At 72.8% G+C, this 26,537-nt stretch carries 23 protein-coding genes; 19 read left to right on the top strand and 4 right to left on the bottom strand.

Annotated features, from left to right (window positions below; all coding sequences use genetic code 11):
- Nucleotides 1-9 precede the first annotated feature (9 nt).
- Entirely contained in the window at nt 10-1,455 is a 1,446-nt protein-coding gene (locus tag BJ982_RS05760; protein ID WP_184877272.1) for a gamma-glutamyltransferase, read from the bottom strand.
- A 54-nt stretch (nt 1,456-1,509) separates the two neighbouring features.
- Between BJ982_RS05760 and BJ982_RS05755 the strand changes: the two genes are divergently transcribed.
- The 8 genes from BJ982_RS05755 (at nt 1,510) to BJ982_RS05720 (ending at nt 9,128) form a co-directional block, all read left to right on the top strand.
- A complete protein-coding gene (locus tag BJ982_RS05755) occupies nt 1,510-2,253 on the top strand; it encodes an SDR family NAD(P)-dependent oxidoreductase (RefSeq protein ID WP_184877270.1) in 744 nt (247 codons plus the stop codon).
- A 24-nt stretch (nt 2,254-2,277) separates the two neighbouring features.
- Entirely contained in the window at nt 2,278-3,414 is a 1,137-nt protein-coding gene (locus tag BJ982_RS05750; protein ID WP_184877268.1) for a diaminopropionate ammonia-lyase, read from the top strand.
- A 22-nt stretch (nt 3,415-3,436) separates the two neighbouring features.
- Nucleotides 3,437-4,177, top strand: a complete 741-nt coding sequence (locus BJ982_RS05745; protein ID WP_184877266.1) for a YoaK family protein — start codon at nt 3,437-3,439, stop codon at nt 4,175-4,177.
- Nucleotides 4,178-4,248: 71 nt separating this feature from the next.
- Nucleotides 4,249-5,199 (top strand): ABC transporter substrate-binding protein, encoded by a 951-nt coding sequence (locus BJ982_RS05740; protein WP_184877264.1) that lies wholly within the window; start codon nt 4,249-4,251, stop codon nt 5,197-5,199.
- Nucleotides 5,200-5,256: 57 nt separating this feature from the next.
- Nucleotides 5,257-5,922, top strand: coding sequence for an amino acid ABC transporter permease (locus BJ982_RS05735; protein ID WP_184877262.1), 666 nt, complete (start codon nt 5,257-5,259; stop codon nt 5,920-5,922).
- Entirely contained in the window at nt 5,915-6,709 is a 795-nt protein-coding gene (locus BJ982_RS05730; protein ID WP_184877260.1) for an amino acid ABC transporter ATP-binding protein, read from the top strand. Before BJ982_RS05735 ends, BJ982_RS05730 begins: the two co-directional genes overlap by 8 nt.
- A 144-nt stretch (nt 6,710-6,853) precedes the next feature.
- The gene (locus BJ982_RS05725; RefSeq protein WP_184877258.1) at nt 6,854-8,263 is read left to right on the top strand and encodes a purine-cytosine permease family protein; all 1,410 of its coding nucleotides are present in this window, start codon (nt 6,854-6,856) and stop codon (nt 8,261-8,263) included.
- A 4-nt stretch (nt 8,264-8,267) separates the two neighbouring features.
- On the top strand, nt 8,268-9,128 hold the full coding sequence (locus tag BJ982_RS05720; protein ID WP_184877256.1) for an N-acyl homoserine lactonase family protein: 861 nt from the start codon (nt 8,268-8,270) through the stop codon (nt 9,126-9,128).
- Here the strand turns inward: BJ982_RS05720 and BJ982_RS05715 are convergent.
- Together BJ982_RS05715 and BJ982_RS05710 are read right to left on the bottom strand one after the other, a co-directional pair.
- The gene (locus BJ982_RS05715; RefSeq protein WP_184877254.1) at nt 9,100-10,371 is read right to left on the bottom strand and encodes a CynX/NimT family MFS transporter; all 1,272 of its coding nucleotides are present in this window, start codon (nt 10,369-10,371) and stop codon (nt 9,100-9,102) included. The two genes, BJ982_RS05720 and BJ982_RS05715, sit on opposite strands and share 29 nt — an antisense overlap.
- Entirely contained in the window at nt 10,371-11,165 is a 795-nt protein-coding gene (locus BJ982_RS05710; protein WP_184877252.1) for a nucleoside phosphorylase, read from the bottom strand. Before BJ982_RS05710 ends, BJ982_RS05715 begins: the two co-directional genes overlap by 1 nt.
- Before the next feature lie 140 nt (nt 11,166-11,305).
- On the opposite strand from BJ982_RS05710, the gene BJ982_RS40280 reads away from it, so the two are divergent.
- From BJ982_RS40280 to BJ982_RS05655, 11 genes are all read left to right on the top strand, one after another.
- A complete protein-coding gene (locus BJ982_RS40280) occupies nt 11,306-12,052 on the top strand; it encodes an FCD domain-containing protein (RefSeq protein WP_184877250.1) in 747 nt (248 codons plus the stop codon).
- A 55-nt stretch (nt 12,053-12,107) separates the two neighbouring features.
- Nucleotides 12,108-13,145 carry an ABC transporter substrate-binding protein gene (locus BJ982_RS05700; RefSeq protein ID WP_184877248.1) on the top strand — a complete coding sequence of 346 codons (1,038 nt, stop codon included), beginning with the start codon at nt 12,108-12,110 and terminating at the stop codon, nt 13,143-13,145.
- Between the two features lie 29 nt (nt 13,146-13,174).
- Nucleotides 13,175-13,996 (top strand): ABC transporter ATP-binding protein, encoded by an 822-nt coding sequence (locus tag BJ982_RS05695; protein ID WP_184877246.1) that lies wholly within the window; start codon nt 13,175-13,177, stop codon nt 13,994-13,996.
- Nucleotides 13,993-15,615 (top strand): ABC transporter permease, encoded by a 1,623-nt coding sequence (locus tag BJ982_RS05690; protein ID WP_184877244.1) that lies wholly within the window; start codon nt 13,993-13,995, stop codon nt 15,613-15,615. The genes BJ982_RS05695 and BJ982_RS05690 overlap by 4 nt, the downstream gene beginning before the upstream one ends.
- Nucleotides 15,616-15,670: 55 nt before the next feature.
- A complete protein-coding gene (locus BJ982_RS05685; RefSeq protein WP_184877242.1) occupies nt 15,671-16,900 on the top strand; it encodes an amidohydrolase in 1,230 nt (409 codons plus the stop codon).
- The gene (locus tag BJ982_RS05680; RefSeq protein ID WP_184877239.1) at nt 16,897-17,847 is read left to right on the top strand and encodes a nucleoside hydrolase; all 951 of its coding nucleotides are present in this window, start codon (nt 16,897-16,899) and stop codon (nt 17,845-17,847) included. Before BJ982_RS05685 ends, BJ982_RS05680 begins: the two co-directional genes overlap by 4 nt.
- Nucleotides 17,848-17,875: 28 nt before the next feature.
- Nucleotides 17,876-18,724, top strand: coding sequence for a ribokinase (locus BJ982_RS05675; RefSeq protein WP_184877237.1), 849 nt, complete (start codon nt 17,876-17,878; stop codon nt 18,722-18,724).
- Nucleotides 18,725-19,164: 440 nt separating this feature from the next.
- Nucleotides 19,165-20,706, top strand: a complete 1,542-nt coding sequence (locus tag BJ982_RS40275; RefSeq protein ID WP_184877235.1) for an RICIN domain-containing protein — start codon at nt 19,165-19,167, stop codon at nt 20,704-20,706.
- Nucleotides 20,707-20,891: 185 nt separating this feature from the next.
- Nucleotides 20,892-23,639, top strand: a complete 2,748-nt coding sequence (locus BJ982_RS05665) for an ATP-binding protein (protein WP_184877233.1) — start codon at nt 20,892-20,894, stop codon at nt 23,637-23,639.
- 18 nt (nt 23,640-23,657) lie between these two features.
- On the top strand, nt 23,658-24,539 hold the full coding sequence (locus tag BJ982_RS05660; protein WP_184877231.1) for an alpha/beta fold hydrolase: 882 nt from the start codon (nt 23,658-23,660) through the stop codon (nt 24,537-24,539).
- Nucleotides 24,540-24,707: 168 nt separating this feature from the next.
- Nucleotides 24,708-25,904, top strand: coding sequence for a glycoside hydrolase family 113 protein (locus tag BJ982_RS05655; RefSeq protein ID WP_203959296.1), 1,197 nt, complete (start codon nt 24,708-24,710; stop codon nt 25,902-25,904).
- Here the strand turns inward: BJ982_RS05655 and BJ982_RS05650 are convergent.
- Entirely contained in the window at nt 25,861-26,265 is a 405-nt protein-coding gene (locus BJ982_RS05650; protein WP_184877229.1) for a DUF6010 family protein, read from the bottom strand. The two genes, BJ982_RS05655 and BJ982_RS05650, sit on opposite strands and share 44 nt — an antisense overlap.
- Nucleotides 26,266-26,537 lie beyond the last annotated feature (272 nt).

Below are 26,537 nucleotides of genomic sequence, written 5' to 3'. Positions count from 1 at the left end.
CCGGGCCCGCTAGACGGACGGTTCCGCGACGGCGGCGTGCACCTGCCTGCGCCAGTCGCCCGCGCAGAAGACCTCGCCGTTCTCGGCGCCCGCGGCGACGACGGCGCCGAGCCGCATGTCGGCGCCGGGGACGCGGGTGACGCGGTGCCCGCGCCGGGCGAGGTCGCCGGCGCTCGCGTGGCCGTCCTCGACGAGCAGCAGCCCCTCCTCGCTGCGCCACCGCGGGGCGCGGACGGCGTCGGCCAGGGAGCTTCCGGTGAAACGCACGCGCGCGAGCACCTGGAGCAGGGTCTGCACCTGGCCGTCGGCGCCGGGGGTGGCGAGCGCCGTGACCCGGCCCGGCGCGGTCAGCAGCGCGGGGGCCAGGGTGTGCACGGGGCGGCGCGCCGGGCCCGGGTCGTTGGGGGGAGCGGTGAATCCGCCCGCGCGGTTGTTGAGCGTGAACCCGCCTTCGGGCACGAACGTGCAGGACCCGAAGTCGTCGAACACGCTGACCAGCGACGACACGACGTGCCCCGCCGGGTCGGCGGTGGCGACCCCGGCGGTGTGCAGGTAGGCGCGCGGCCCGCCGCGCAGGGAGGACCGTTCGAGATCCACCCGCAGCGGGACGTCGAGGAGCCGGGCGCCGTCCCGGGCGCACCGGTCACGGGCGGCGAACACCGCCTCGGTGAGCTCCACGCAGACGTGGTCGAGCGGCCCCGGCACGCCCTCGCGTTCCAGCCAGGCGAGCGCCATGGCGAGCAGCACGCCTTGACTGGGGGACGGCTGCACGAACGCCGTGCCGCCGTCCCACGGCGTGCCGATCGGGGGGCCGGTCGGGGTGCGGTGGCGGGCGAGGTCGTCCTCGGTGAGCAGGCCGCCGTCGCGCCGTACGGCGGCGGCCACCGCGCCGGCCAGGCGCCCCTGGTAGAAGGCGGGTGATCCTTCGGCGGCGATCCGTTCCAGGGTGCGGGCCAGCTCCTTCTGGGTCACGAGGTCGCCGGGCGCCGCGTCGAGCAGCGGCCAGCCCTCGGCCCCGCCGCGCAGCAGCCGCGCGCGCTGGGCGCGGACGGCGGCGGCGAGCGGTTCGCTCACCCGCATCCCGTCGGCGGCGAGCGCGATGGCGGGGGCGAGCACCTGGGCGAGCGGCAGCCGGCCCCACCGGTGGCTCATGACCTGCCAGGCGTCCACGATGCCGGGCACGGTGACGCTGCCGCCGCCGTCGGAGCACAGCGCGCGGGGGGAGGCCGCGGCCGTCGCGCCGGCGCCGGTCACCGCCGTCACCCGGCCGTCGGGCGTGCGCACCAGGCAGAGCGCGTCCCCGCCGAGCCCGCAGGCGTCCGGCATGAGAACGGTGAGCACCGCCTGGGCGGCGATGGCGGCGTCCACGGCGTTGCCGCCCGCGGGGAACACGGCGAGCGCGGCCTCGGTGGCCCGGGGGTGGGCCGTGGACGCGGAGCCGGGCGAACTTGCCATTGACCCCTCCTCTGCATATAGAAGATAATTTATAAAACATACTCGGAGGTGGCAATGGCATCGGTTCTCGTCGCGGGCGGCGCGACCGGCATCGGCAGAGCGGTGGTCCAGGCGTTCCGACAACGCGGCGACAGCGTGCTGCTCGCCGACCGGAACCTCACGGCCGCGCGCGAGGTCGCCGAGGAGGCGGCGCCGGGCCCGCTGCGGATCCTGGAGTGCGACTTCGCGACCGCGCACGGGCCGGGGGACGCCGTGCGCGCGGCCGTCGAGTTCGGCGGCGGCCTCGACGTGGTCTTCTACAACGCCGGCGTGCTGCTCGCCGCACCGCTCGCGGAGTGGACGGTGGCGCAGTGGGACCTGTCCATGCAGGTCAACCTGCGCGCGCCCTTCCTCGTCGCGCAGGCCGCCGCGCCGCACCTGGAGAAGTCCCCGCTCGGGCGGCTGATCTTCACCTCGTCCACCGGCGCGCTGCGCGGGCACGCGGGCATGCCCGCCTACCACGCCTCCAAGGCGGGGCTGGTGAACCTGGCACGCGCGCTGGCCGACGAGCTGTCACCGCACGGCGTCCGGGTGAACTGTATCTGCCCGGGATGGGTGGACACCCCCTTCAACGACGCCTTCTGGCACCACCAGGCCAGCCCCGCCGAGGCGCTCAAGGAGCTGGAGTCCCGCATCCCGCTGCGCCGCCAGGCGCAGCCCGAGGACATCGCCGGTCTGGTGATGTTCCTCGCCGCACCGGAGTCCGGCTACATCACCGGCGAGTCGATCGTCATCGACGGCGGATACTCCGCCGTCTGACACCCCCACCAGCAGGAGTTCTTCATGCGTTACCGCCTGTCGGTCAACCGCGCCGCCCGTCCGCGGGCCGACCTGGGCGCGTTCAACCCGCCCGACCGTGCCCCCCTGGAGTTCCACCGGCGCCTGCCCGGCTACGCCCGGACACCGCTGACCGCGGCGCCGTCCCTCGCGGAACGGGCCGGCGTGGCCGAGGTGATGGTCAAGGACGAGTCGTCGCGCCTCGGGCTGCCGTCGTTCAAGATCCTCGGCGCGTCGTGGGCGGTGGCCCACGCCGTGCGCGAGGAATGGGGCGCCGACCTCAGGGCCTGCCGGTCCGTCGAGGAGATGCGGGACCTGCTGCGCCCGCTCGGCGACCGGACGCTCGCCGCCGCCACCGACGGCAACCACGGGCGGGGCGTGGCGCGCATGGCGGCGCTGTTCGGATGGCGGGCGCACATCTTCGTGCCGCTCGGCACCGTGCCCGCGCGGATGGAGGCCATCAGGGCCGAGGGCGCGGAGGTCACCGTGGTCGACGGCACCTACGACGAGGCGATCGAGCGTTCGGCCGCGGAGGCGGGCGAACGCACTCTGGTGATCTCCGACACCTCCTGGCCCGGGTACGAGTCCGTGCCGCGCGCCGTCATCGAGGGGTACTCGACGCTGTTCCACGAGGTCGCCGACCAGCTCGCCGCGACGGGCGCGGGACAGCCGGACGCGGTGGTCGTCCAGGCGGGCGTGGGCGCGCTGGCGGCGGCGGCCGTGCGGCACTTCCGCGCCGGCTCCCTCGCCGTCCCGCCCCGCGTGATCATCGTGGAGCCCGAGACCGCCGCCTGCCTGTTCGCCTCCGCCGAGGCGGGCGCGCTCGCCGAGGTCCCCGGCCCGCATCCGTCCATCATGGCGGGGCTCAACTGCGGCCGTCCCTCGCCGCTGGCATGGCCGCTGGTCGTCCAGGGCACGGACGTCTTCCTCAGCGTGGAGGACGAGGCGGCGCGCGAGGCGATGCGCGTGCTGGCGAAGGAGTCCGTCGTCGCGGGCGAGACCGGCGCGGCGGGGGCGGCGGGCCTGCTGGCCGCCGGGCCCGAGGCGCTCGGGCTCACGCCGGAATCGCGGGTGCTCATCCTCAACACCGAGGGCGCCACCGATCCGGACGCCTACCGCGGCATCGTCGGAGCCGCCTCGTGACCGGCCGCGCCGTGGGGGCGGCATGAGCGCGGGCGCGGCGGCGCGCACCGCCGGACGTGCCCGCGCGGCGCCCTCCGCCGGGCCACGGACCCGCGACACCCTGCTCGTGCTGCTCACGGTCGTCTCCGGTGTCGTGGACGTGGTGGGGTTCGTGGGCCTCGACCGGGTCTTCACGGCGAACATGACCGGCAACATCGTGCTGTTCGGGCTCGCCGCGGGAGAGGGGGCCGGCGGCGAGATGGTGCGCTGCGGGCTGGCCGTCCTGGCGTTCGCGGCGGGCCTCCTGGCCGGGTTCCGCATCGCGCGCTCGCCCGCGCGCGACGAGCTGTGGCCACGGCGGGTCACCTGGGCGCTCGTCGCCGACCTGGCCCTTCAGGTGGTGTTCCTCGCCTGGTGGGCCGGTACGGGGGCGCGCCCGGGGCCGTGGGCCGAGGTCGGGCTGATCGTCCTGTCGTCCGCGGCGATGGGGATCCAGACCGCCGCCGCGCGGCAGCTCAACGCGTACGGGATCACCACCACGTTCGTCACCGGGACGCTCACGTCGCTGTGCGGCGGCCTGGTCGCGGGCGAGCGTGGCGGCTCGGCGCAGCGGTCGCTGGTCATCGTGGGGCTGGCCGTGGGCGCGGCCGCAGGCGCGGTCCTCATGCGGGTGTCGCCCCTGGCGGCGGCCGTGGCGGGGCCCGCCGTCGTCCTGGTCGTGATCCTCGTCGCGGTCTTCCGGTTACACGGTGCTTCACAGCCGCAGGGGACCAAAGTTAAATAATTTATACTCTATCCATTTTACCTCATCTCTACTACGGTGCTTTCCACCCACAACGTTCTAGGGGGTCATCGATGAGAACATCGAGGACACGACGCGGAGCCGTGCTGGTCATGGCCATGGTCGCCGCCTCCATCACCAGTGCGTGTGCCGTCGGAGTCGAGTCCACGAGCGGCACCGCGAGCGCTCCCAAGGCCGAGGACCGCGCCGGAGCGCCACGCACGACGGGCTTCCCTTCGGCGGTGACGACGGCCTGCCAGGCCGGCGCGTCACCCACGATCGACGAGATCCGCAAGCGGGGCGAGCTCCGCTGGGGAATCGGCGTCTCCCCGCCCTTCGGCTTCAAGCAGCCCGACGGGAGCTGGGGCGGGGTCGAGGCCGACAACGCCCAGGAACTCGCCGCGATCCTCGGCGTACGGCCCGTCATCCAGGACTACGACTACAGCCTCATGACCGTCGCCCTCCAGTCGAAGAAGGCCGACATCGTGGGCGCGCAGCTGTTCATCACGCCGGAACGTGCCAAGGCCATGGACTTCAGCACGCCCTACTACCTGTCGGGCCAGCTCTTCTACGTGCGGGCCGACTCCTCCTTCCAGACCATCGACGACATGAACAAGGCCGGGGTCCGCTTCGTGTACGGCACGGGCGGCGGCCAGGGACCGCTCGCGGAGAAGTACATCCCCAAGGCCGGCGTGTCGGACGCCCCTCTTCGCGGCCAGCTCCTGCTGTACGAGTTCCTGGCCAGCGGCCAGGCCGACGTCAGCATGGTCGAGGCCGCCCCCATGGCCGTCCTGCTGAAGAAGTACCGGAGCCCCGCGCTGGCGGCGATCGGACTCAAGGGCCGGGTCACCGGGGACAAGGCGCGGAAGGACGAGATCATCGACCCCTTCAAGGTCGCGTTCGGCCTGGGCAAGACCGATCCGGGCTGGCGGACCTGCGTCGACGCCTGGGTCGAGGACGCCACCACGAGCGGGCGCATGGACCAGCGCATCGACTACTGGCTGGCGCAGAACATCGCAGGTTGACCGTACGACGTCCGGGCGTCACCGAGGACGGCGCGCGGAGAACGAGGGCAGATTCCGATGAGCTATGAGTTCGACTTCGCCTGGGTCCCCGACACGTTGCCCGTCTTCGCGCGCGCCGCCGCGCTCACCGTGCAAATCCTCCTGTGGGCCGCGATCCTGTCCATGGCGATCGGCCTGGTCACCGGACAGATGCTGATGTCCAGGCACGCGTGGCTGCGCGTCCCGGCCCGGGTCTATGTGGACTTCTTCCGGCTCACCCCGGTCCTGTTCCAGATCGTCGCGGTCTTCTTCCTGCTCCCGATGCTGTTCGCGGTCCAGGTGCCCGCGTTCACGAGCGGCGTCATCGCGCTGAGCCTCAACTACGGGGCGTTCTTCTCGGAGATCTTCCGGGCCGGGGTGCTCAGCCTGGACAGAGGGCAGTGGGAGGCCGCCGACGCCATGGGCATGACGCGCCTCCAGACACTGCGCCGCGTCATCTATCCTCAAGCGATCCGGCGCATGCTCCCCCCGATCGGCAGCATGCTCATCGGTCTCACCAAGGACACCAGCCTGGTGTCGGTCATCGGCGTCGCCGACCTGTTCAACACCGCCCAGACCGTCGGCGCCCGGACCTTCCGGCAGATCGAGGTCCTGCTCTTCATCTCTCTCTTCTACCTGGTGATCAACCTGCCGCTCGCCGCGTACGCCGAGCGGCTGAACCGAAGGCACAACATCCATGTCTGAGACGGAGACGGCCCGGCGCGGCGCCGGAAGCGAGACGGGACGGCCGCCGCTGATCCGGATCAGGAACCTGCACAAACGGTTCGGCGACAACGAGGTGCTGCGCGGCGTCGACCTCGACGTCCGCGAGGGCGAGGTCGTGACGATCATCGGGCCGAGCGGGTCCGGCAAGAGCACCCTGCTGCGCTGCGTCAACCTGCTGGAGATCCCCACCAGCGGAGAGGTGCACGTACTCGGGCAGCAGATCAACGCCAAGGGCGCCCGGCTGGACCGCATCCGGCGGGAGATCGGCATGGTCTTCCAGCAGTTCAACCTCTTCCCGCACATGACCGTGCTCGCCAACGTCATCGAGGGTCAGCGCACCGTGCAGCGCAAGTCCGCGCGTGAGGCGGAGGAGACCGCCCGCCGGATGCTGGCCAAGGTCGGCCTGGAGCACAAGGCGGACGCCAAGCCGCGCCAGCTCTCCGGCGGACAACAGCAGCGGGTGGCGATCGCCCGCGCGCTGGCCATGAACCCCAAGATCATGCTGTTCGACGAGCCGACCTCCGCCCTCGACCCCGAACTGCGCGCCGAGGTGCTCGACACCATGCGCGAGCTGGCCGCCGAGGGCATGACGATGATCATCGTCACCCACGAGATGGGCTTCGCCCGCCGCGTCGCCGACCGCGCCGTCTTCATCGACGGCGGCCTGATCGTCGAGGACGGCCCGCCCGGCGTGATCCTGCGCCGGCCGGAGACCGAGCGGCTGCACCAGTTCCTGAACGTCCTGCTGTGGGGTGAGGACGCATGACCCGCCCCCGGCTCCTACCGTCCCCACCCACGTGCCACCCAGGCTGACGACCCCGGTGGCGTGCGGCCTCGGGCACTCTCTCCCGCGGATGCCCGGGCAGGTCGTCGCTCCTCGCCTCGCCCCACCCCCAAGGAATGTGATCATATGAGCGAAGGAAAGAGCCGCGGTGTGGAAGTCCACCACATCGACGTCGTCGCCCCATCCGAACGCCACGGCAGGGCCCGCGACCTCTTCGCCGTCTGGTGCTCGGCCAACCTGAGCATCGGCCAGTTCGTCTTCGGCGCCCTCGCCGTCATCGTGGGCAACAACCTGCTGTGGGCGGTCGTCGCCCTGGTGATCGGCAACGTCGTCGGCGGGGCGTTCATGGCCCTGCACTCGGCGCAGGGCTCCCGGCTCGGCGTGCCCCAGCTCATCCAGAGCCGCGGCCAGTTCGGCTACTACGGCGCGCTGCTCCCCGTCATCCTGGCCGCGCTGCTGTACGGCGGGTTCTTCGTGGTCACCGCCATCATCGGCGGCCAGGCGCTCACCGCCGCCGTCCCCGCGGCCGAGCCGGAGATCGCCACCATCCTGGTCTCGCTGGTCAGCATCGGCCTGGCGCTGATCGGGTACCGCGTCATCCACCTGGCCGCCCGGCTCGCCGTCTGGCCGCTGTCCGTCAGCGTGCTCATCGTCGCCGTGGCGAGCATCCGGCACGGCGGGCTCGACTGGTCGCTCGGCGGCTTCTCCTGGGGGCCGTTCCTGACCGCGATCGGCCTGGTCGCCACCTTCCTGCTCACCTACGCGCCGTACGTCTCGGACTACTCGCGCTACCTGCCCGAGGACACCCCCGCCAGGTCCACCTTCGGCTGGACCTTCCTCGGCGCGACCACCGGGTACTTCGCCGCCGGGCTGGTCGGCGCGTTCCTCGCCGTGCAGTTCAAGGACCTGGACTCCATGGCCGCGGTCCGCGCCGTCCTCGGCGACGGCCCGCTGACCTTCGTGGTCCTCATCGTCGGCGCCGCGGCCATCGGCGGGAACAACGCCCTGAACCTCTACGGCGGCATGCTCAACCTGATCACCGCGGTGAGCTCCGCGGTCAAGGTGAAGGCGTCGGTCACGTTCCGGGTCGTGATGCTGCTCCCGACGTTCCTCATCGGGCTCGCCGTCGCGATGTGGGCGTCGGACAACTTCGTGACGAACCTCAGCAACTTCCTCTCGTTCCTGATGCTCGGGTTCGTCCCCTGGGGAGCCGTCAACCTGATCGACTACTACCTGGTCCGCCACGGCGACTACGACGTGAACGCGTTCTTCGAGCCGCGCGGCCCGTACTACGAAGACGCCGCCACCTGGACGTGGAAGGGCATCGCGTGGAAGGCGATCCTGTCCTACGTCGTCGGCGTCCTCGCCTCGATCCCGCTGGTCGGCAACACCTGGTACACCGGCCCGCTGTCCGAGGCGCTCGGCGGCGCGGACCTGTCCTGGATCCCGGGCACCGTCGTCACCGGCGCCGTGTACCTCCTGCTGATGGGCCGCCGGAGCGCCCGGCGTCCCCAGCACGTGCTCGACAGGGTGTGATCTGATGACATCGCAGGCACGCCGCATGTACTCGCTGCAGTACGGCGCGGAACGGGTGACCAAGGGGCTGTCCATGCGCGGCGGCTCCGGGGTCCTGTACTGGGAGCCGCTGACCGGCGTCGTCGTCGAGACCGAGACCGGGTGGGTGCTCCTCGACACCGGGATGGGCCGCGCGGCCCTGGAGGACGAGGCCAACCAGCGGGCGTACGCGGCCGCCGCCGACGCCTACGGGGCCGACCCCGCAGAGACCGAATGGCACCTGTACCCCGCTCCTCCCGTGACCGGACGCTGGAACTGGGGCCTGCCGGGCGACCCGCTGGAGCGGGCGCTCGCCGGCGTCGGGCTGCGCCCCGGCGACCTCTCGCTGGCCTGCGTGAGCCACATGCACCTGGACCACTCGGGCGGCGTGCCGACCCTGGCCGCGGCCGGGGTCCCGGTGGCCATCCAGCGCGCCGAGCTGGAGTTCGCCAGGAGCGGCGTGCCGACGCTGGACGACGGTTACCGGCGGCAGGACTGGGAGCACGAGGTCGCCTGGCGGCTCCTCGACGGCGACGCCGAGCTGGCGCCGGGGGTGTGGGCCGTGGCGACCCCGGGACACACCCCCGGGCACATGTCCTACCGCGTCGATCTCCCCGAGACGGGCACGTGGCTCTTCGCCATGGACGCCGCCGACCTCGCGCAGAACTTCCACGACAGGGTTCCCTGCGGCTCCTGCGCCGGGGGGACCCCCGCCGACGAGAAAGCGGCGGAGGACTCCCTCGAACGGCTGCTCGGCGAGGCCAGGCGGCTACGCGCCCGCCTGATTCCCGGCCACGACCAGATCGTGCACAACGCCATCAGACACCCCGCCGGCGGCCATCGCTGACCGGCACGGCGGCCCTCGCGCCCCGCTCCACGAAGCGCGGCCTCCCCGCGCCGAGGCAGAGGGCCGCCTGCACCACGCAGATCGCCACCAGGAGCGCGACGGGCACGGACCACGATCCGGTGGCCTCCCGGAGCAGGCCGACGGTGAACGGACCGAACGCGGCCAGAAGGTAGCCGACGCTCTGCGCCATCGCCGACAGGGCCGCCGTGTCCTCCGCCGTGCGCGTGCGCATGCTGAACAGCGCCAGGGTCAGCGGGAACACGCCCCCGCCGACGCCGATGAACAGCGCCCACAGCCAGGGGACCGACTCGGGACGGAGCAGGAGGCCGAGCAGTCCGGCGACGTGGACGGCGGTCATGCCCACGCCGAACGCCCCCTGGCGCCGCATGCGCGCGGCCAGGATCGGCACGGCGAAGTACACGGGCACTCCGACGACCAGGGCGACGGCCAGCAGCGTGCCGGCCTCTCCCGGCGTGTAGCCGATGTCCAGGTAGATGGTGGGCAGCCACGCCATCACGACGAACGCGAGCAGCGACTGCGTCGCGAACAGCAACGTCACCGTCCAGGCGACCGGGCTGCGCGTCAGAGCGGACGTCCGGGCGCGGGGCTCGGCCGGCGCGGCGCCGCGCCGGGTGAGGGGCAGCCAGACCGCCAGGGCGGCGGCGGCGAGCACGGACCAGACGGCGAGGCCGCCCCGCCAGCCGCCGAGGACGTCGCCGGCCGGCACGGTCGCGGCGGCGCCGATCGCGGCCCCGGCGGACATGGCCGCGCTGTACGCGCCGGTCACCTCGCCGACGCGTGCCGGGAACTCCATCTTGACGATCACGGGGATGAGCACGTTCGCGCCCGCGATGCCGGCGCAGGCGACGAACGTGCCGGTCAGCAACGTGATCTCGCCGCCGGCGACCCGGATCAGCAGGCCGGCCAGGAGCAGCCCGACCGTGACGCCGAGCCCGGCCATCGCGCCCACGCGCCGGATCAGCCACGGCACGGCCAGCGCGACGCCGCCGAAGCACACGACCGGCAGCGCCGCCGCGGTGGACGCGGCGACGGCCGACATGGCGAGATCGGCACGCGCCTGGTCGAGCACGGCGCCGAGGCTCGTCACCGCGACGCGCAGGTTCAGGGCGACGAGCACGACCCCGGCCAGCATGCCGAGCGCCCGCCGCCTGCCGCGCGCGTGACCGGGCGGCGACGTGGCGGGCGCCCTCGCGTCCTCGTGGGTCCTGTGGCGGTGGTTCATCACACCCCGAGGACGGGCCGGGCGGCCGGCTCGGCGTCGGCCGTGTCCCTGGTGTCCGCCGCGACCAGCGCGCGTATCGCGTCGACGGCGGTGGCGAACAGCGGGTCCGTCGAGGGGGCGGCGCCGGTGGCCATGGCCTCCTGGCTCCACATCATCACGACGCTGCCCGCGCGCACGCCGAGGACCGCGCCGACGATGAACACCGCGGCCGTCTCCATCTCGGAGCAGACGGCCCCGCCGCGCCGCCAGGTCTCGAAGCGCTCGGTCAGGTGGGCCGCGAGCGGCATCCGTTCTGGCTCCATCTCGCCGTAGTAGGAGTCCTTGGTGTGCGCGGTCCCGCACCGGTACGGCACGCCCGCGCGGGCCGCGGCGCTCCGCAGCGCGAGCACCACGTCGATGGACGCGATCGCGGGGAACTCGACCGGCAGGTACTGCCGCGTCGTGCCCTCGTCGCGGATCGCGCCGGTGAGCACGGCCAGCTCGCCGTTCACCGTGTCGGACCGCATCGAACCGGACACCCCCACCCGGAGCATCGTGCCGACCCCGAGCGCGGCCAGCTCCTCCACGGCCAGCGCCGTGGACGGCCCGCCCACGCCGGTGGAGGTGACGACGACGGGCTCGCCGGCCACCGTGCCGCGCCAGGTCTCGAACTCCCGGTTGCGCGCCACGAACTCCGCGCCGTCCAGGAGCGCGGCGATCGCCGCCACGTGGTCGGGGTTGCTGGGCAGCAGAGCGTACCTTCCCACGTCCCCGGCGCGCAGGTGCAGGTGGTGGGCCAGCTTGTCGGTGCTCATCCGACTCCTTCCATCCGTCAATTGCGACGCTAGAGTGTCATATCTAGTCAATGTTCGTCACTATTGACATACATTCATCGGACTTCTACGGTTCCGGCTACGGTCTCGACGACACAAGGTCTCGACGACGAGGAGGAACCGTGCGGCACACGCCGGCGATGGAGTCCGCGCTTCTGGCGATCATGAACTCCCATGCGGGCCCGGTGGGGGCGCGCGCCGCCACCCGGCATCTCCGTGAGCACGGATTCGACATCAGCGAGTCGACCGTCAGCCGGCTGCTCACCGACCTCGACGAACGGGCCCTCACCCGGTCGCTGGGGAAGAAGGGCCGGGTCCTCACCGAGGAGGGGCGTCGTGTCGCGGCCAACCAGCGGCTGGACAGCCGCAGGGCGTCGTCGTTCGCCGACGCGCTCAGCCTGCGCGACGTCCACGACCTGGTCGACCACCTGGCCTGCCGCCGGGGGATCGAACGGGAGGCCGCGCGGGCCGCCGCGCTCCGGGCACGCCCGGAGGAGGTGTCCCACCTGCGCGCGATGGTCGAGGCGGGCGGCTCCGCGCGCCTGCAGGAGCGGGTCGCCTTCCACAAGACGATCGGTCAGGCCTCGCACAACAAGCAGGTCCAGGCGATCAGCACGACGCTCTTCGACGAGCGCCTCGACCCGCTGGAACGCCTGCTCATCATGATCGGAATCAGGCAGGATGCGCTGGTCCGCTGGGACCAGGAGCACCGTGACATCGTCGCGAGCATCTCAGACCGGGACGCGGACGGCGCCGAGCGGTTCATGGTCGTGCATCTCGACGGAATGATCCGTGAAACCGAGCAATTCGCCAACAGCGGCAACGCTCATCTCATCCACACGCTGCTCGCGGAAATCGATCTCGCGTAGAGCGCTCACTCCAATCACCACGGCGATCACGACGACCGCGTTCTCGGGAGCACGAATGACTCGTACCTCTGTCCGGCCCGGCATGGGCCGGCGTTCCTTCCTCCGCATCGGCGGCCGAGGCGCGGCCGTCGTGGCGGCCGGCTCGGCGGTCACCTGGCTGTCCGGGTGCGGGAGCGGCGAGACCGCCGCCTCGCCGAGCCGGCTCTCGGTGAAACTGGCCTGGATCCCGAACGTGGAGTACGCGGGCGTCTTCGTCGGCGTCAACGACGGCTTCTACACCAAGCAGGGGCTCACCGTCGACGTCCTCCCGGGCGGGCCGAACTCCGCGGTCGTCCCCATGGTCACCACCAACCGCGTCAACGTCGGCGTCGAGGCGATCCCGGAGAACGTCGCCACCGCCGTCGCCCGCGGCTCGAAGCTGAAGATCGTCGGTGCCGGGCTGCAGAAGAGCCCCGAGTGCTGGATCTCGCTCGCGGACAACCCCGTCAAGAGCCCGAAGGAGATCGAGGGCAAGAAGCTCGGCATCACGCTGGCCGGCAAGAACACCGCGCTCGTGTTCATGAAGCGCAACGGCGTGGACGTCAGTAAGGTCACGCTCGTCCCGATCCAGTTCGACCCGGCTCCCCTCGCCGCCCGCGAGGTCGACGCCATCTGGGGCTTCGCCTCCAACCAGCCGGTGTCGCTGGCGCTGCGCGGGGTGGAGACGCACGTGATGCCGCTGGCCGACTACGGGTTCAACCGCATGCAGAGCGTCTTCTTCGTCTCCCAGCAGACACTGGACGACCCCGCCGCCCGCGAGAACGCCCGCAAGTTCATGGCCGGCAGCAGGCAGGGCTGGGAGGCGGCGCTGCGCGACCACAAGCACGGCGCCGACGTCATCATCAAGAAGTACGGCGCCGACCTCGGCCTGAAGCTCGACGAGCAGATCAAGTCGCTCGACGCCATCGCGCCGTACGTCACCGGCGACGACGCCGCCGGCGGCAAGGGCCTCTTCTGGATGTCCGACGCCCTCATCCAGGAGACGATCACGAGCCTGAGCAGCATCGGGATCAAGCTCGACGCGTCGTTGTTCACGAACGAGCTGCTCGGGTGACCGGCCGCACCGGATCTGAGGAGAGAACAGTGCTCGAAACGGCGGCGACCGGCGACGCCACGGCGGACACGCGCGCGTCGGAAGGCATCCGCACCCAGGGCCTGACCAAGACCTTCGTGGACAAGGGGGCGTCGGTCGAGGCGCTCCGCGACTTCTCGTTCGAGTCCCGGCGCGGCGAGTTCGTCGGGCTGCTGGGGCCGTCGGGATGCGGCAAGTCCACGGTCCTGCGGGTGCTGGCCGACCTGGAGACCCCCAGCGGCGGGACGGTCACCGTCCACGGCCGCACCCCGCGCGAGCTGCGGGAGGGGCACGGCGTCGGCATCGCCTTCCAGGACGCCGGCCTGCTGCCGTGGCGCAGCGTGGAGGCCAACATCCGGCTCCCGCTGGAGGTGGCCGGCCGCCGCGACGGCGACACGGTCGCCGAACTGATCCGGCTCGTCGGCCTCAGCGGGTTCGAGAAGGCCAGGCCGTCGCAGTTGTCCGGGGGCATGCGCCAGCGGGTGTCGCTCGCCCGGTCCCTGGTCACCCATCCCGACCTCCTGCTCCTCGACGAACCGTTCGGAGCGCTGGACGACCTGACCCGCCAGCGGCTCAACTTCGAACTGCAGCGCATCTGGGCCGAGCGCGGCACGACCACCGTGCTGGTCACCCATGGCATCGCCGAGGCCGTGCTGCTCTCCGACACCGTGGTCCTGATGTCGCCGCGCCCTGGAACGATCCTGGACGTCGTCCGCGTCGACCTGCCGCGGCCGCGCACGCCCGAGATCCTGCACGACGCCGCCTTCCACGCCATCTGCGATGAGCTGTCGGAGAAGCTGTTCGCCGGCCACGGGGACGGGACGTCCCGGTGAGCGCCGTGGCCCGGGGCCTGCCCCTGCGCACGCGGCACGCCGTCGCGCCGCTCCTGACCGTGGTGGTCGTGGGCCTCGCCTGGCAGGCGGCGTCGCTGACCAGCCTCGGAACGCTGGTTCCGTCGCCCGGCGAGGTGCTCGGGCAGATGCGGGACGACGCCGGCTACTACCTGCCGAACCTGTCCGTCACGATGTCGTCCGCGCTGCAGGGCTACCTGTGGGGCAACGGCCTCGCCATCGGCCTGGCCCTGTGCACGCTGCCGTTCCCGCGCGTCCAGGCCATGTTCGAGCGGGTCGCGGTCGGCGCGATCGCGCTGCCGCTCATCGCCATCGCCCCGATCCTCGCGATCACCTTCCGGGGCGAGGTGCCGAGCGTGATCCTCGCCGCGCAGGCCGTGCTCTTCACCACCCTGGTCGCCGCCATCCTCGGCCTCAACAGCGTGGACAGGACGTCGGTGGACGTGGTCCGCGCCTGCGGCGGCTCGGAGTGGACGGTGATCCGCAAGGTCCGGCTGCCCGCGGCGATCCCGAGCTTCGTCGGCGGCCTCCAGGTCGCGGCGCCCGCCGCCATCCTCGGCGCCATCATCGGCGAGTACATGGGCGGCACGCAGGGCATGGGCGTCGCGATGATCCAGGCCCAGGGCGCCTTCGACATCCCCCGCGCCTGGGGCCTGGCCATCGTGACCTCGCTGGTCGCCGCCGTGGCGTTCGTGGCACTGCCGCTGATCGCGCGGACGGCGCTGCCGTGGACCCGCGCGATGGACACCGTGCTCGGGGCGCGGGCGGCCCGCCGCGGCCGGCGTGGCGGGGGCGAGGCCGCGCGCGTCCGGCGCGGCGTGCTCGCGGCGGCGGGCACGGTGGCGGGCACGGTGGCGGGGGTCGCGCTCTGCTGGTGGCTGCTCGTCCTCGTGGTGCCGGGCGGCGGCGCGGTGGCGCGGGGCCCGGTGGAGGTCGTGTCCTACTTCCTGACCGGCGACACCCAGCTCGTCACCGCCTCGGGCGAGCCCGAGGATCCGCTGCCGTACATGTTCACGTCGCTGCTGCAGACCATCGGCGACGCGGGCGTCGGTTTCGTGGTCGGGCTGGTCCTCGCGCTGGCGATGGCCGTGGTCGCGCACGAGTTCCCGGTGATCGAGCGGGTGCTGATGCCCATGTCGATCGCGCTGCGGTCGATCCCGATCGTGGCCGCGATGCCGCTGCTGGCGCTCATCTTCGGCCGGGGCCTGCTGGCCGTCACCGTCCTGATCGCGGTGATGACGTTCTTCCCGATCCTCGTCAACGTCCTGCTCGCCATGCGGGCGGTGCCGCGGAGCGCCAAGGACCTGCTCACCGCGGTCGGCGCCGGCCGGTGGCACCATCTGACCAAGCTGCTGATCCCGTACGCGCTGCCCGCCCTGCTGGCCTCGGTCAAGATCGCGCTGCCGCTGTCCATCGGCGCGGCCATGGTGGCGGAGTGGCTCGCGACCGGCTACGGGCTCGGCGCGTCGATGACCGTCGCCGCCACTCTGTCGGACTACGACTTCGTCTGGGGCGGGGTCGCCATCGTCCTGCTCGCCTCGCTCCTGGCCTATCACCTGGCCGGCGCTCTTGAGGACTCCGCGCTCCGGCGCCTGGAGTAACCGACAAATCCCAACGATTCACGTATCAGCAACTTCGAACAGCGTGGGAATCACTATGCCCAGAATTGTCCTGTCCAACGTCCGGGTGAACGGCGCGGGAGACCCGCAGGTCGTCACGGTCGCCGACGGAAGGATCCAGTCCGTCGGCGCGCAGGCGCCCGCCGACCTCGGCCCCGCCGACCACGTCGAGGACCTCGGCGGGCAGATCCTCCTGCCCGGCTTCGTCGACGGCCACGCCCACGCGGACAAGAGCATGTGGGGCGAGCCGTGGGCCCGGCGGACGTCGGCGCCGATCACGATGGAGCAGATGTTCGAGGACACCCTGCGGCAGTGGGAGGCCACCACGACCCCGGTCGCCACCCGGGCGCGCGCCTTCCTGGACAAGTGCGTGACCTACGGGTCCACGTCCATCAGGACCTTCGCCGACGTGGCACCGGAGATCGGCCTCGACGGCGTCCACGGCATGCTCCAGGTGCGCGAGGAGATGGCCGAGCTCACCGACCTGAGCATCGTGGCGTTCCCGCAGCTCGGCCTGCTCAGGAAGCCGGGCACCGCCGAACTGCTCGAACAGGCCCTGCGCGACGGCGCCGACGCGATCGGCGGGATCGACCCCGCGGGCGTCGACGGCGACGCGTCCCGCCAGCTCGACGTCGTCTTCGGCCTCGCCGAGAAGTACCAGGTGCCGGTGGACTTCCACCTGCACGAGTCCGGCGAGCTCGGCATCTGGCTCATCGAGCGGATCGCCGCGCGGGTCAAGGCGCTCGGCATGCGGCACAAGGTCAGCCTCTGCGACGTGTTCAGCCTGGCCGACCCGACGCCGGCGCAGCTCGCCCACCTCGGATCGGTGCTCGCCGAGGCGGGCATCACCGTCGCCGTCGGCGTCCACGGGCTCCTGCCGGTGCCCGACGTCAAGGCCCTGCACGCGATGGGCGTGCGGATGTGCCTGGGGTCGGACTCCTCGCGCAGCCTCTGGTCGCCGTGGGGCGAGGGCGACATCCTGTCCAGGGCGATGTTCATGGCCTACAAGTGCTACTGGCGCAGGGACGAGGACCTGGAGTTCGCGCTCACCATGGGCACGACCCTCGGCCGCCAGGCGCTCGGCTTCGAGGCGTGCGACCTCAAGGCCGGGGACGTCGCCGACCTGGTCGTCCTGCCCGGCGAGGCGATCGGCGAGATCGTCGTGGCGCCGCCGCAGCGGACGCTCGTCATGAAGCGCGGGAAGATCGTCGCCCGCTCCGGCGCCCTCACGGCCGGCGCGGCCCCCGGGTCCGGAAGGACGTCGTGACGCCCTCGGCGCGGCCGACGCCCGTCTACCTCGACTGCGACACCGGCGTCGACGACGCGCTCGCGCTCGCCCTGCTGCTGGCCAGCCCCGAAGCGGACCTGGTGGGGGTCGGCACGGTGAGCGGGAACACCGGCGCCGAGCAGGCCGCCGCCAACACCCTCGCCCTGCTGGCCCTGGCCGGGCGGGCCGGGGTTCCCGTGGCGGTCGGCGCCGGCAACGCCAGCGTCCCCGTGCCGCACATCCACGGCGCGAACGGGCTCGGCGACGTCCTGCTGCCCGCCCCGGGGGAGAGCCCGGCGGCGGAGAGCGCGGCCGAACTGCTGATCGGGCTCTCCCACGCCCACGCCGGCCGGCTCCACGTCGTGGCGGTCGGCCCGCTCACCAACCTGGCCAGGGCCCTCGAGCTGGACGACACGTTGCCCGAGCGGGTCGCGAGCGTGACCGTCATGGGCGGCGCGGCGCGCAGCCCGGGCAACATCACGGCGGTGGCCGAGGCGAACATCGGCAACGACCCCGAGGCCGCCCGGCGCGTGTTCGCCGCGCCGTGGGACATCACGCTCGTCCCCTTGGACGTCACGCTGGTCAACCGGCTCACCGAGGACGACCGGCGGCGGCTGGAGGAGTCCGGGCGGCCCGTCGCCCGGACGCTGGGCCTGATCCTGAACCGCTACTTCGACTTCTACGTGTCGGTTTACGGCCTGCGCTGCGCCGCCCTGCACGACCCGCTGGCGGCGGCCCTGGCGATCGGCTGCGTCGAGCCGCTGGTCGCGCCGCGCGTGTCCGTCACCATCGACGACACGCACGGGCCGGGGCGCGGGCAGACGATCTGCGACCTGCGCGGCCAGTGGCGGGACTACCCGGAGCAGCCGGGCGTCCGCAGCCGCGTGGTCCTGTCGACGACGCAGCCCCTGGCCCCGATCCTGATGGAACGACTGCTCGCCCTGTAGGAACGGCCGACCGGCAAGGGAGCCGAGAATGCGCGACACGCTGACCGTCGTGGGAAGTGTCAACGTCGACCTGGTCGCCCGGGTGCCGGAGCTGCCCGCGCCGGGCGTCACCGTGGGCGGCGGCGTGCTGTCGCGGCACCCGGGCGGCAAGGGCGCGAACCAGGCCGTGGCGGCGGCCCGGCTCGGGGGGACGGTCCGGTTCGTCGGCGCCGTGGGCGCCGACGACGAGGGCCGGGACCTGCTCGGGCGGATGGCCGCCGTCGGGGTGGACGTCTCGAAGGTCCGGACCGTCGCCGACCCCACCGGGACCGCGCTGATCATGGTGGAGGAGTCGGGCGAGAACCAGATCGCGGTCTGCCCGGGCGCGAACGCGCGCGTCGATCTCACGGAGATGGAGTTCGGCCCCGGCGAGGCCGTCCTCACCCAGCTGGAGATCGACATGCGCGTCGTGCTCGACCTCGCGGAGAGGGCGCGGGGTTTCTTCGCGCTCAACGCCTCGCCCGCGACGACCCTGCCGGAGGAACTGCTGGCGCGCGCGGACCTGGTCATCGTCAACCGGTCGGAGTACGAGGCGATGCCGTCGCTGCGGAGGGGACGGCTCGTGGCCGTCACCTTCGGCGCCCGCGGCGCGGCGCTGCTCGACCACGGCGCCGAGGTGGCCCGGGCCGCGTCCCCGCGGGTGAGCGCGGTGAACAGCGTCGGCGCGGGCGACGCGTTCACCGCCGCCCTGGTCCTGGCCCTCCGCCGCGGCCTGCCGCACGACCGGGCGCTCGCGGCGGCCTGCGCCGTGGGCGCGGCCGCCGTCCAGGACCCGTCCTCCCAGCCTCCGCTGAAGCCGTTGGACGACTACGTCCGCGACCGGCCCGGTCCCTGCTGAATCCCCTCGCCGGGGCGCGTGGCCGTCCCGGTTCGCGGGCGGCCGGAGGAATTAAATTCGCTTGACAAATCGAGGAGTCCCGCGAATCGGATTATCCCGGCATGCGTCACTTCTTGCACACCTGTAAAGTTTCTTTTCCGTTATGGTCGGCCTGTTCCCGCGTGATTCGCGAGCGGTTATCGTATGGAATCGATCACGCCAACGGGGGCGAGGTTCACCACTACGGATCGCGACCAGTAATTTCGGCACGTATTTCCACGCCGGACGCGCATCGATTCATTTCACCATCGCACGGGGTCCGTTCGGCGTGCGCGAAAACGGCCGGAAGTCGCGGGGGAGGTTGATTTCCGATGAGATCGACGGGTGTGAGAAAGGGTTTGTGGGCGCGGGCGTTCGCCGTCGTGCTGTCAACCCTGTTGTTAGGGGCCTTAGGGGGCGTGGTGTCCGCGACGCCCGCCGCCGCCACCGGCGGGGCCCTCATCGTTCCGCAGGTCCACTGCGTGGGCGACGGCACCAGCGGCCACCGGGTCAAGCTGATCTACGCCTACGAGCCGGGCTCCGACCGGTTCGCCGAGAAGGAGCCGCTGATCCGGCAGGCCGCGTGGGTCACCCAGGAGAACGTGAACGACAGCGCCCGCCGGGACGGCGCCGAGCGCTGGATCCGCTTCGAGACCACCGGATCCACCGGCTGCGACCTGGACATCGACTCCGTCCAGGTCCCCGCGGGCTCGGCGAACGGCCAGTGGAAGGAGGCGCTGGAGAACCTCGGCTACACCGACACCGACCACATCTACATCGCCTACTTCGAGAACAGCACCGGCTGCGGGGGAACGCTGGGCGACGGCCCGATCGCCGACGACGCCACCGCCGGGACCGGCAACCGCCACAATCAGTACGCCACCTGGGTCACGCTCTCCCCGGGGTGTTCCACGGGGCACGAGATGACCCATGAGCTCGCGCACGCGCTGGGCGGCGTCCTGCCGGGTGCGCCCAACCGCAGCGGGGGCGCTCACTGCAGCGACTCCAACGAGACGCTCTGCCAGGGCGGCGCCACGGTGGTCTGCGCCGACCCGCTGGCCGTCCGCCTCATGGACTGCGGCAAGGACGACTACTTCGGCGTCACCCCGGTCGGCACCTACCTGACCAACAACTGGAACGCCGCCAACCACAGCCTCTACCTGGAGCACGGGTCCTCGGTCCCGGCCATGACGACGATCCCGCCGCTGGCGCCCCAACTGTTCACCGGCGTGGACGTGGAAGGCACCGAGATCGTGTTCACCTACGAGCCGAGCACCACGGTGTACGGCTCGGGCGTCACCCGCGAGGTCCAGGTGCTGCGGAACGGCACGGTCGTGGCCACGGTCCCGATCTGGCAGCGCTCGGTCCGGGTGACGGGCCTGCCGTCCAACTCCAGCGCCGGATACACCGTCCGGGAGCGGATCACCTACGGCGGGGTCACCCGCACCTCGGCCGAGTCCGATTCGCTGATCGTCCTGACCGGGACGAGCGGCGTGCCCGCCGGCACCGTCGCGGACGGGATCACCACGGTCTTCACCAACGACGTCGTGGACTCCTCAGGGCCGAACATGGCCATGGACCTGTACTCCTTCAGCACCGCCGACAACGCCTCCATCGTGGAATGGCCGCAGAACAGCCTCAACAACCAGCGGTGGCGGCTGGACACGGCCGGCGGCTCGGCGTACACGATCAAGAGCGCGCACAGCGGCAAGTGCCTGACCCCGCTCGGCGGCAGCGGTACCGCGGGGACCGCCGTGGTCCAGGTCACCTGTAGCGGCGCCACCGCGCAGAAGTGGACGTTCCCCTCGATCTCCGGACTGACCTACCAGATCAAGGCGGGCGTCGGCACCAACCAGTGCGTCCAGGCGAACGGCGGCGGCACCGGAGCCGGCACCACCCTGGTCCTCGCCACCTGCAACTCCTCGGCGCCGACCCAGCGCTGGACCAGCAACCAGGTCGGCTGACCCTACGAGATCACTCCGCCGGCCTCGGTGGACCGCGCTCTCCGCTCCACGAGCGGAACCGGTCCGCCGGGGCCGGCGCACTCACCTCCAGCGATCTTCCTGGCCGAGAACCGATCAAATGCCAGGTGAGGGGCGGTCCGGAGGCTTGCCGCGCATCCCTCGACGGCCCCCTACAGTGGGTGTCCGTGCTTTACGGAAGGTCTGCGGAGATCAGCGCGCTCGACGAGGCGATCGCGCGGGCTCGCGACGGCCACGGCGGGGCGGTGGTGCTGCGGGGCGAGGCGGGGACGGGCAAGACCGCGCTGCTCGACGCGGCGGCGGGGCGCGGCGGCGCGATGCGGGTCCTGCGGACCACCGGCGTCGAGTCCGAGTCGGACCTCGCGTTCGCGGCGCTGCACCAGGTGCTGTGGCCGGTGACCGGCTCGCTCGGCGCGCTGCCCGAGCCGCAGAGCCTCGCCGTGCGCGCGGCCCTGGGGCTGGCCGCCGGCGGCGCGGGCGACCGGTTCCTGCTGGGCGCCGGGGTGCTCTCACTGCTGGCCGAGGCCGCCACGCCGGAAGGGCTGATCTGCGTGGTGGACGACTTCCAGTGGGTCGACCGCGCCTCGGCCGACGCGCTGCTGTTCGCCGCCAGGCGGCTCGGGACGGAACGCGTCGCGATGCTGCTCGCCGTGCGCGGGGACGCTCCCGTGAAGGGCGTGCCGCTGACGGTGGACGTGCGCGGCCTGCCCGAGTCCGCCGCGGCCGAGCTGCTGGAGTCCCGCCACGGCGGGCTGCCCGCCCGGGTGAGACGGGAGCTCGTCACGCTGACCGGCGCCAACCCGCTCGCCCTGGGCGAGATCGCCGCCCGCCTGACGCCCGCGCAGCTCGCCGGACGCGACCCGCTGCCCGACCCGCTGCCCGGCGGCGCCCGGCTCTTCGGCGACCGGGTGGCCGCGTTGCCGGCCACCGCCCGGCTGGTCGCCCTGGTCGCCGCCGTCGAGGCCGACCTCGACCTGATCCTTCGCGCCACCGACCGGCTGTTCGCCGAGAACCCTTCTGACGCGAACGCGCACCGGGCGGCCTCATCCGGGCCCGCGACGGACGCGGGATCCGGGAGGGACGTGGGATCCGGGATGGAGGCCGGGGCGGGGCGGGTGGCGGTGGCCGAGTTGGAGGAGTCCGGGCTGGCCGAGGTGTCCGGCACGCGCGTGCGCTTCCGCCATCCGCTCATCCGATCCGCGGTCCACGAGGCGGCCACCCCCGCCGACGTCCGCCGCGTGCACGCCGTCCTGGCGGAGCTGACCGGGGACGACCGTCGCGCCTGGCACCTGGCCGCGGCCGCCCTGGGCCAGGACGAGCGGGTCGCCGCCGCGCTGGTGGCCGCCGCGGAACGGGCGCGCGACCGCGGCGGGTACGGCACCGCCGCCACGGCCCTGGCCAGGGCCGCCGAGCTGACCCCCGAGCCGCGCGCCCGCGCCGTCCGGCTGAAGGACGCCGCGGTCGCGGCCTGGCTCGGCGGCCGGCCGGGACAGGCGGAGTCGCTGCTGGCCGAGGCGCGCGAGCGGGGCGGCGAGGACGCCACCCTCGCCATGGAGATCGCTCAGCTCCGGGGCCGGTTCGCGCTGAACTCGGGCAACGCCGCCGAGGCCCTGCGGATCCTGGCGGCGGGCGACGGCCTGGACATGCTGGCCGACGCCTCGGAGGCGGCCGCGTACGTCGGCGACACCGCCGCCGTCGCCGAGCTCGGCCGGAGGGCGGCGGCGCACCCCGAGGGGTTCCTGCGCGACGCGGTGGCCGGGATCGGCCTGACGATGGACGGCGACGACGCCGGGCCTGGCCTGCTGCGGCGGGCACTGGCGCGGGCCGGCGAGCTGGAGGACGCGGCGGGGTACCTGTGGGCGGCGGCCGCGGCCAGCGCTCTCGGCGAGTCGGATCTGGCCGCCGAGATGGCCACCCGGGCCGGACAGGTGGCCAGGGTGTCGGGGATGACCGGGCAACTGCCGGTCGTGCTGGAGTTCGTGGCGACCGCCGAGCGCATCGCCGGTCGGTTGGCCCGCAGCCAGGCCATCTCCGAGGAGGGCCTGGCGCTGGCCCGGGAGGCCGGGTACGAGAACACGGTGGCCGCGCACCTGGCCAACCTGGCGGTGGTGGCGGCGCTGCGCGGCGAGGAGGAGCCCTGCGAGCGGCAGGCCCGCGAGGCGCTGGCCATCGCCATCCCGCACCGGGTGGGATTGCGCGCGGGTGTGGCCGCGTACGCGCTGGCGACGCTCGACCTGTGCCTGGGCCGTTACGCGGCGGCGCACGACCGCTTCACGGCCATCGCCGCGGCCGGACCGGGCGCCGGGCACCCGGCCGTGGCGTGGCGGGCCGCGCCGGACCACGTCGAGGCCGCCGTGGCCGCGGGCGACGAGGCGGGCGCGCGGGCGGCGCTGGAGGCGTACGAACGGTGGTCGGCGCACGCCGCGACGCCCGAGTCCCGCGCGCTGCTGGCCCGCTGCCGCGGCCTGGCCGGCTCCTCCGACGACGCGCTCGCCGAGGCGTTGCGGCTGCACACCAACCCGTTCGAGGCGGCCAGGACGGCCCTGCTGCTGGGGGAGCGCCTGCGTCGCGCGCAACGGCCCGGCGAGGCGCGAGCCCATCTGCGCACGGCCTGGGAGACGTTCGAGCAGGCGGGCGCCCGGCCGTGGGCGCGGCGCGCGCGGGAGGAACTGCGGGCGGCGGGCGAGAGCGGGCAGGCCCCGCCCGCGGCCGTGCTCGACGCGCTGACCCCGCAGGAACTGCGCATCGCGGGCCTGGTCGCCGACGGATTGTCCAGCAAGCAGATCGCCGCCCAGCTCTTCCTGAGCCCGCGCACGGTCGAGTACCACCTGTACAAGATCTATCCGAAGCTGGGCATCGGCTCCCGTACGGACCTGGCGCGGCTGGTAGTTCTACGGAAGGCGCCCGTGACCTGAGACGACAAGCTGAGGGACATGCGAAAGGTCACCATCTGGAGTGAAGAGTTCGGCGCCGGGACCGACGCGCCGATCTTGTTGATCATGGGTTCGATGTCGCAGGGCATCCTGTGGCCGGACGAGCTCGTCGGCCGCCTGACCGCCGGAGGCCGCCGGGTGATCCGGTATGACCACCGTGACACCGGCATGTCGGGCACCGTCGACTTCGCGGCGGAGCCGTACACCTGGGACGACGTCAAGAACGACGTCTACCGGGTGATGGACGCCCACGGTTTGGAGAGCGCGCACCTGGTCGGCCACTCGGCGGGCGGCCTGCTCGGCCAGTTCGCCGCCGTGGAGCGGCCGGAGCGGGTCCGCTCGTTGACCGTCATCGCCTCCTCGCCGCTCGGCGGCGGCGAGGGCGAGGTGCTCGTGCGGGCGCTGACGGGGCAGCCGCAGCCGGAGGGCGGCCTGCCGGAGCCGGCGCCCGAGTTCGTGGCCCACTTCCGCGCGCTGATGGCCGCCCCGCCGCCGCGGGACCGGCGGGCGCTGATCGACGGCATGATCGCCGAGCAGCGCGTGCTGCACGGCACCGGGCTGCCGTTCGACGAGGACGCGGCGCGGCGCCTGCAGGAACGGATCTACGACCGGGCCCGCGACCTGTCGGCGGCGGCCAACCACCGGCTGGCCGCCATGGCCAAGCCCGACTTCGAGCCCGTGGGCGCGCTGCACCAGGTGAAGGCCCCCACCCTGGTCATCGAGGGCGATCACGAGCCGGTCAAGCCGGGCCACGGCGCGGTCATCGCCGAGCGGATCCCGGGAGCGCGGCTGATGATCGTGCCGGGCATGGGCCACACCCTGCCGCCCGAGGTCCACGAGGACCTGGCCGCCGCCATCCTCGCCCACACGGCCGAGTCGTAGGAGGCACACCCCCTCGCCGACGGCTCCCGATGATGGGGGGCGGGTGTGCGCTCGCGACGGCGCGGGTTCCTACTTTCGTCGTGGCCGGTAGACCGATGAACGATTGAGCACCGCGGGCGCCCGGACCGAGCCTGGAGGCGATCAGACGGCGGCGGTTGGAGCGGGCGAATGTGGAACAAGGTGATCAGCAGGGGGCGCTTCCTCGCCGGGGCCGCGGCGGCGGCCGGGACGCTCCTGGCCGCGGCGCCGGCGGCCGGGGCGCCCGCCACCGCGCGGCGGGGACCGGCGTCACCCCGGCGCGGGCTGACCTACCGGGGGGTGATGTACGAGTGCGCGGACGGCGAGACGCCGCACACCGGGTGGGACCGCGCCCGCATGCGGGCGGACATGCGGGCGATCAGGCGGCGGCTGCACGCCAACTCGGTGGTGGTGTTCGGCACCGGCGTCGACCGCATGACGGCCACCGCGACCGAGGCGGCCGGGCAGGGCATGCACGTATGGCTCCAGCCGCGCCTGGGTGACCGTCCCGAACGCGAGATCCTCGATCACCTGGCGGAGACCGGCCGGCGGGCCGAGCGGCTGCGCCGCCAGGGCGCGCGGGTACACCTGAGTGTCGGCTGCGAGTTCGTGCTGTTCGTGCCCGGCATCGTCCCCGGAGACACCGCGGTCGAGCGGATCCAGAACATGATCAAGGGGAACTGGGACCCCGAGAAGGCGCAGCGGCTGCTCGACCGCTTCATCGCCGAGGCGGCCAGGACCGGACGCCGGGTCTTCACCGGTCCGCTGACCTACGGCGCCGGGCACGGCGACACCGTGGACTGGCGCCTGTTCGACATCGTCGGCGTCAACTACTACTCCTACTTCGCCGATCCGGCCGGGTACGTCAAGGAGCTGGCGCCGTACCGGAAGTGGGGCAAGCCGGTCGCCGTCACCGAGTGCGGCACCTGCACCTTCGAGGGGGCGCCCGAAGCCGGCGGCATGGGCTGGGACGTCGTCGACTACGGCGGGCCCGAGCCGGAGATCCGGGGAGACCTGAGGCGCGGCGAACACGTCCAGGCCCGGTACCTGGCCCAGGTGCTGGAGGTGTTCGAGCGGATGAACCTGCACGCGGCGATGGTGTACCAGTTCGTCACCCCGGACGCGCCGCACCGCCGGGAACCGCGCCACGACCTCGACATGGCCGGTTACAGCCTGACCAAGGCGATATGGAAGAGCCGGGACGCCCCGACGCCGTCCTGGCACTGGGCGCCGAAGGAGTCCTTCCACACCGTGGCCCGGCACTTCGCCCGGGCGGCCGGCGGCGTTCACCGAAGCGAACCGGCTAGCTCCGCAGACCTGTCGCCCGGCGGCGGGCGAACTCCATGAGCGACGGCCCGCCGGCCAGGCACCACAGGGCGATGACCGGGTCGCAGATCGCGCACCCGAGGGAGGAGTCGAAGGCGAACGGGATGATCGGGTTGCCGTTGAGGTGATGCACGACGTCCCAGGCGGTGTGCAGCAGCCAGCCGACGCCGATGAACGTCCACGACTCCAGCCCGCGGTAGGCGCAGTAGGTGACGGCGGCGGTGAAGGCGAACTCCCAGCCGCCGAGGCCGCCGCCGCTGAGGTACGCGGCTCCGGCTCCCGCCACCATGACGGCGTTGAAACGGCGCCGGTTCGGCTCGGGAATCAGTGACGTCACCACGGCGTAGAGCAGGCCGATCAATATCGGTGGGACGACAGTCATGATCATTTCAGTACCCCTGTGCGTCGCGTGCCGACGCGGATGTGGACGGGCCGGGCTTTCATCGAGCCCCGGAGAGCGCCCCCGACGCTAGCCGGGCCGCCCGGCCGCGCCCCAGTGGCGTTTCCGACACCTCCCAACGGGATACCGCCATACGCCCGGCGCGCATGGAGCCGGGCGGCCAGGGCCGGGACGCGCATGGGAGCGGCCCCCGTCCCCGGCGCGGGTCCACAGCACCGGACGGACGGGGGTGCTGGAGGGGCGGAGTGCCAGGG

Origin of the sequence: Sphaerisporangium siamense, from assembly GCF_014205275.1 — a bacterium.
In the GTDB taxonomy this organism is placed as follows: Bacteria; Actinomycetota; Actinomycetes; order Streptosporangiales; family Streptosporangiaceae; genus Sphaerisporangium; species Sphaerisporangium siamense.
The sequence above is the reverse complement of the archived record's forward strand: the minus strand, read 5'-3'. Positions and strand labels throughout refer to the sequence as shown.

Bases quoted from the DNA above. Each gene is read 5' to 3' on its own strand.
- BJ982_RS05760 (WP_184877272.1), bottom strand. From the start codon at position 1,455: ATGGCAAGTTCGCCCGGCTCCGCGTCCACGGCCCACCCCCGGGCCACC.
- BJ982_RS05755 (WP_184877270.1), top strand. From the start codon at position 1,510: ATGGCATCGGTTCTCGTCGCGGGCGGCGCGACCGGCATCGGCAGAGCG.
- BJ982_RS05750 (WP_184877268.1), top strand. From the start codon at position 2,278: ATGCGTTACCGCCTGTCGGTCAACCGCGCCGCCCGTCCGCGGGCCGAC.
- BJ982_RS05745 (WP_184877266.1), top strand. From the start codon at position 3,437: ATGAGCGCGGGCGCGGCGGCGCGCACCGCCGGACGTGCCCGCGCGGCG.
- BJ982_RS05740 (WP_184877264.1), top strand. From the start codon at position 4,249: ATGAGAACATCGAGGACACGACGCGGAGCCGTGCTGGTCATGGCCATG.
- BJ982_RS05735 (WP_184877262.1), top strand. From the start codon at position 5,257: ATGAGCTATGAGTTCGACTTCGCCTGGGTCCCCGACACGTTGCCCGTC.
- BJ982_RS05730 (WP_184877260.1), top strand. From the start codon at position 5,915: ATGTCTGAGACGGAGACGGCCCGGCGCGGCGCCGGAAGCGAGACGGGA.
- BJ982_RS05725 (WP_184877258.1), top strand. From the start codon at position 6,854: ATGAGCGAAGGAAAGAGCCGCGGTGTGGAAGTCCACCACATCGACGTC.
- BJ982_RS05720 (WP_184877256.1), top strand. From the start codon at position 8,268: ATGACATCGCAGGCACGCCGCATGTACTCGCTGCAGTACGGCGCGGAA.
- BJ982_RS05715 (WP_184877254.1), bottom strand. From the start codon at position 10,371: ATGAACCACCGCCACAGGACCCACGAGGACGCGAGGGCGCCCGCCACG.
- BJ982_RS05710 (WP_184877252.1), bottom strand. From the start codon at position 11,165: ATGAGCACCGACAAGCTGGCCCACCACCTGCACCTGCGCGCCGGGGAC.
- BJ982_RS05700 (WP_184877248.1), top strand. From the start codon at position 12,108: ATGACTCGTACCTCTGTCCGGCCCGGCATGGGCCGGCGTTCCTTCCTC.
- BJ982_RS05685 (WP_184877242.1), top strand. From the start codon at position 15,671: ATGCCCAGAATTGTCCTGTCCAACGTCCGGGTGAACGGCGCGGGAGAC.
- BJ982_RS05675 (WP_184877237.1), top strand. From the start codon at position 17,876: ATGCGCGACACGCTGACCGTCGTGGGAAGTGTCAACGTCGACCTGGTC.
- BJ982_RS05660 (WP_184877231.1), top strand. From the start codon at position 23,658: ATGCGAAAGGTCACCATCTGGAGTGAAGAGTTCGGCGCCGGGACCGAC.
- BJ982_RS05655 (WP_203959296.1), top strand. From the start codon at position 24,708: ATGTGGAACAAGGTGATCAGCAGGGGGCGCTTCCTCGCCGGGGCCGCG.
- BJ982_RS05650 (WP_184877229.1), bottom strand. From the start codon at position 26,265: ATGACTGTCGTCCCACCGATATTGATCGGCCTGCTCTACGCCGTGGTG.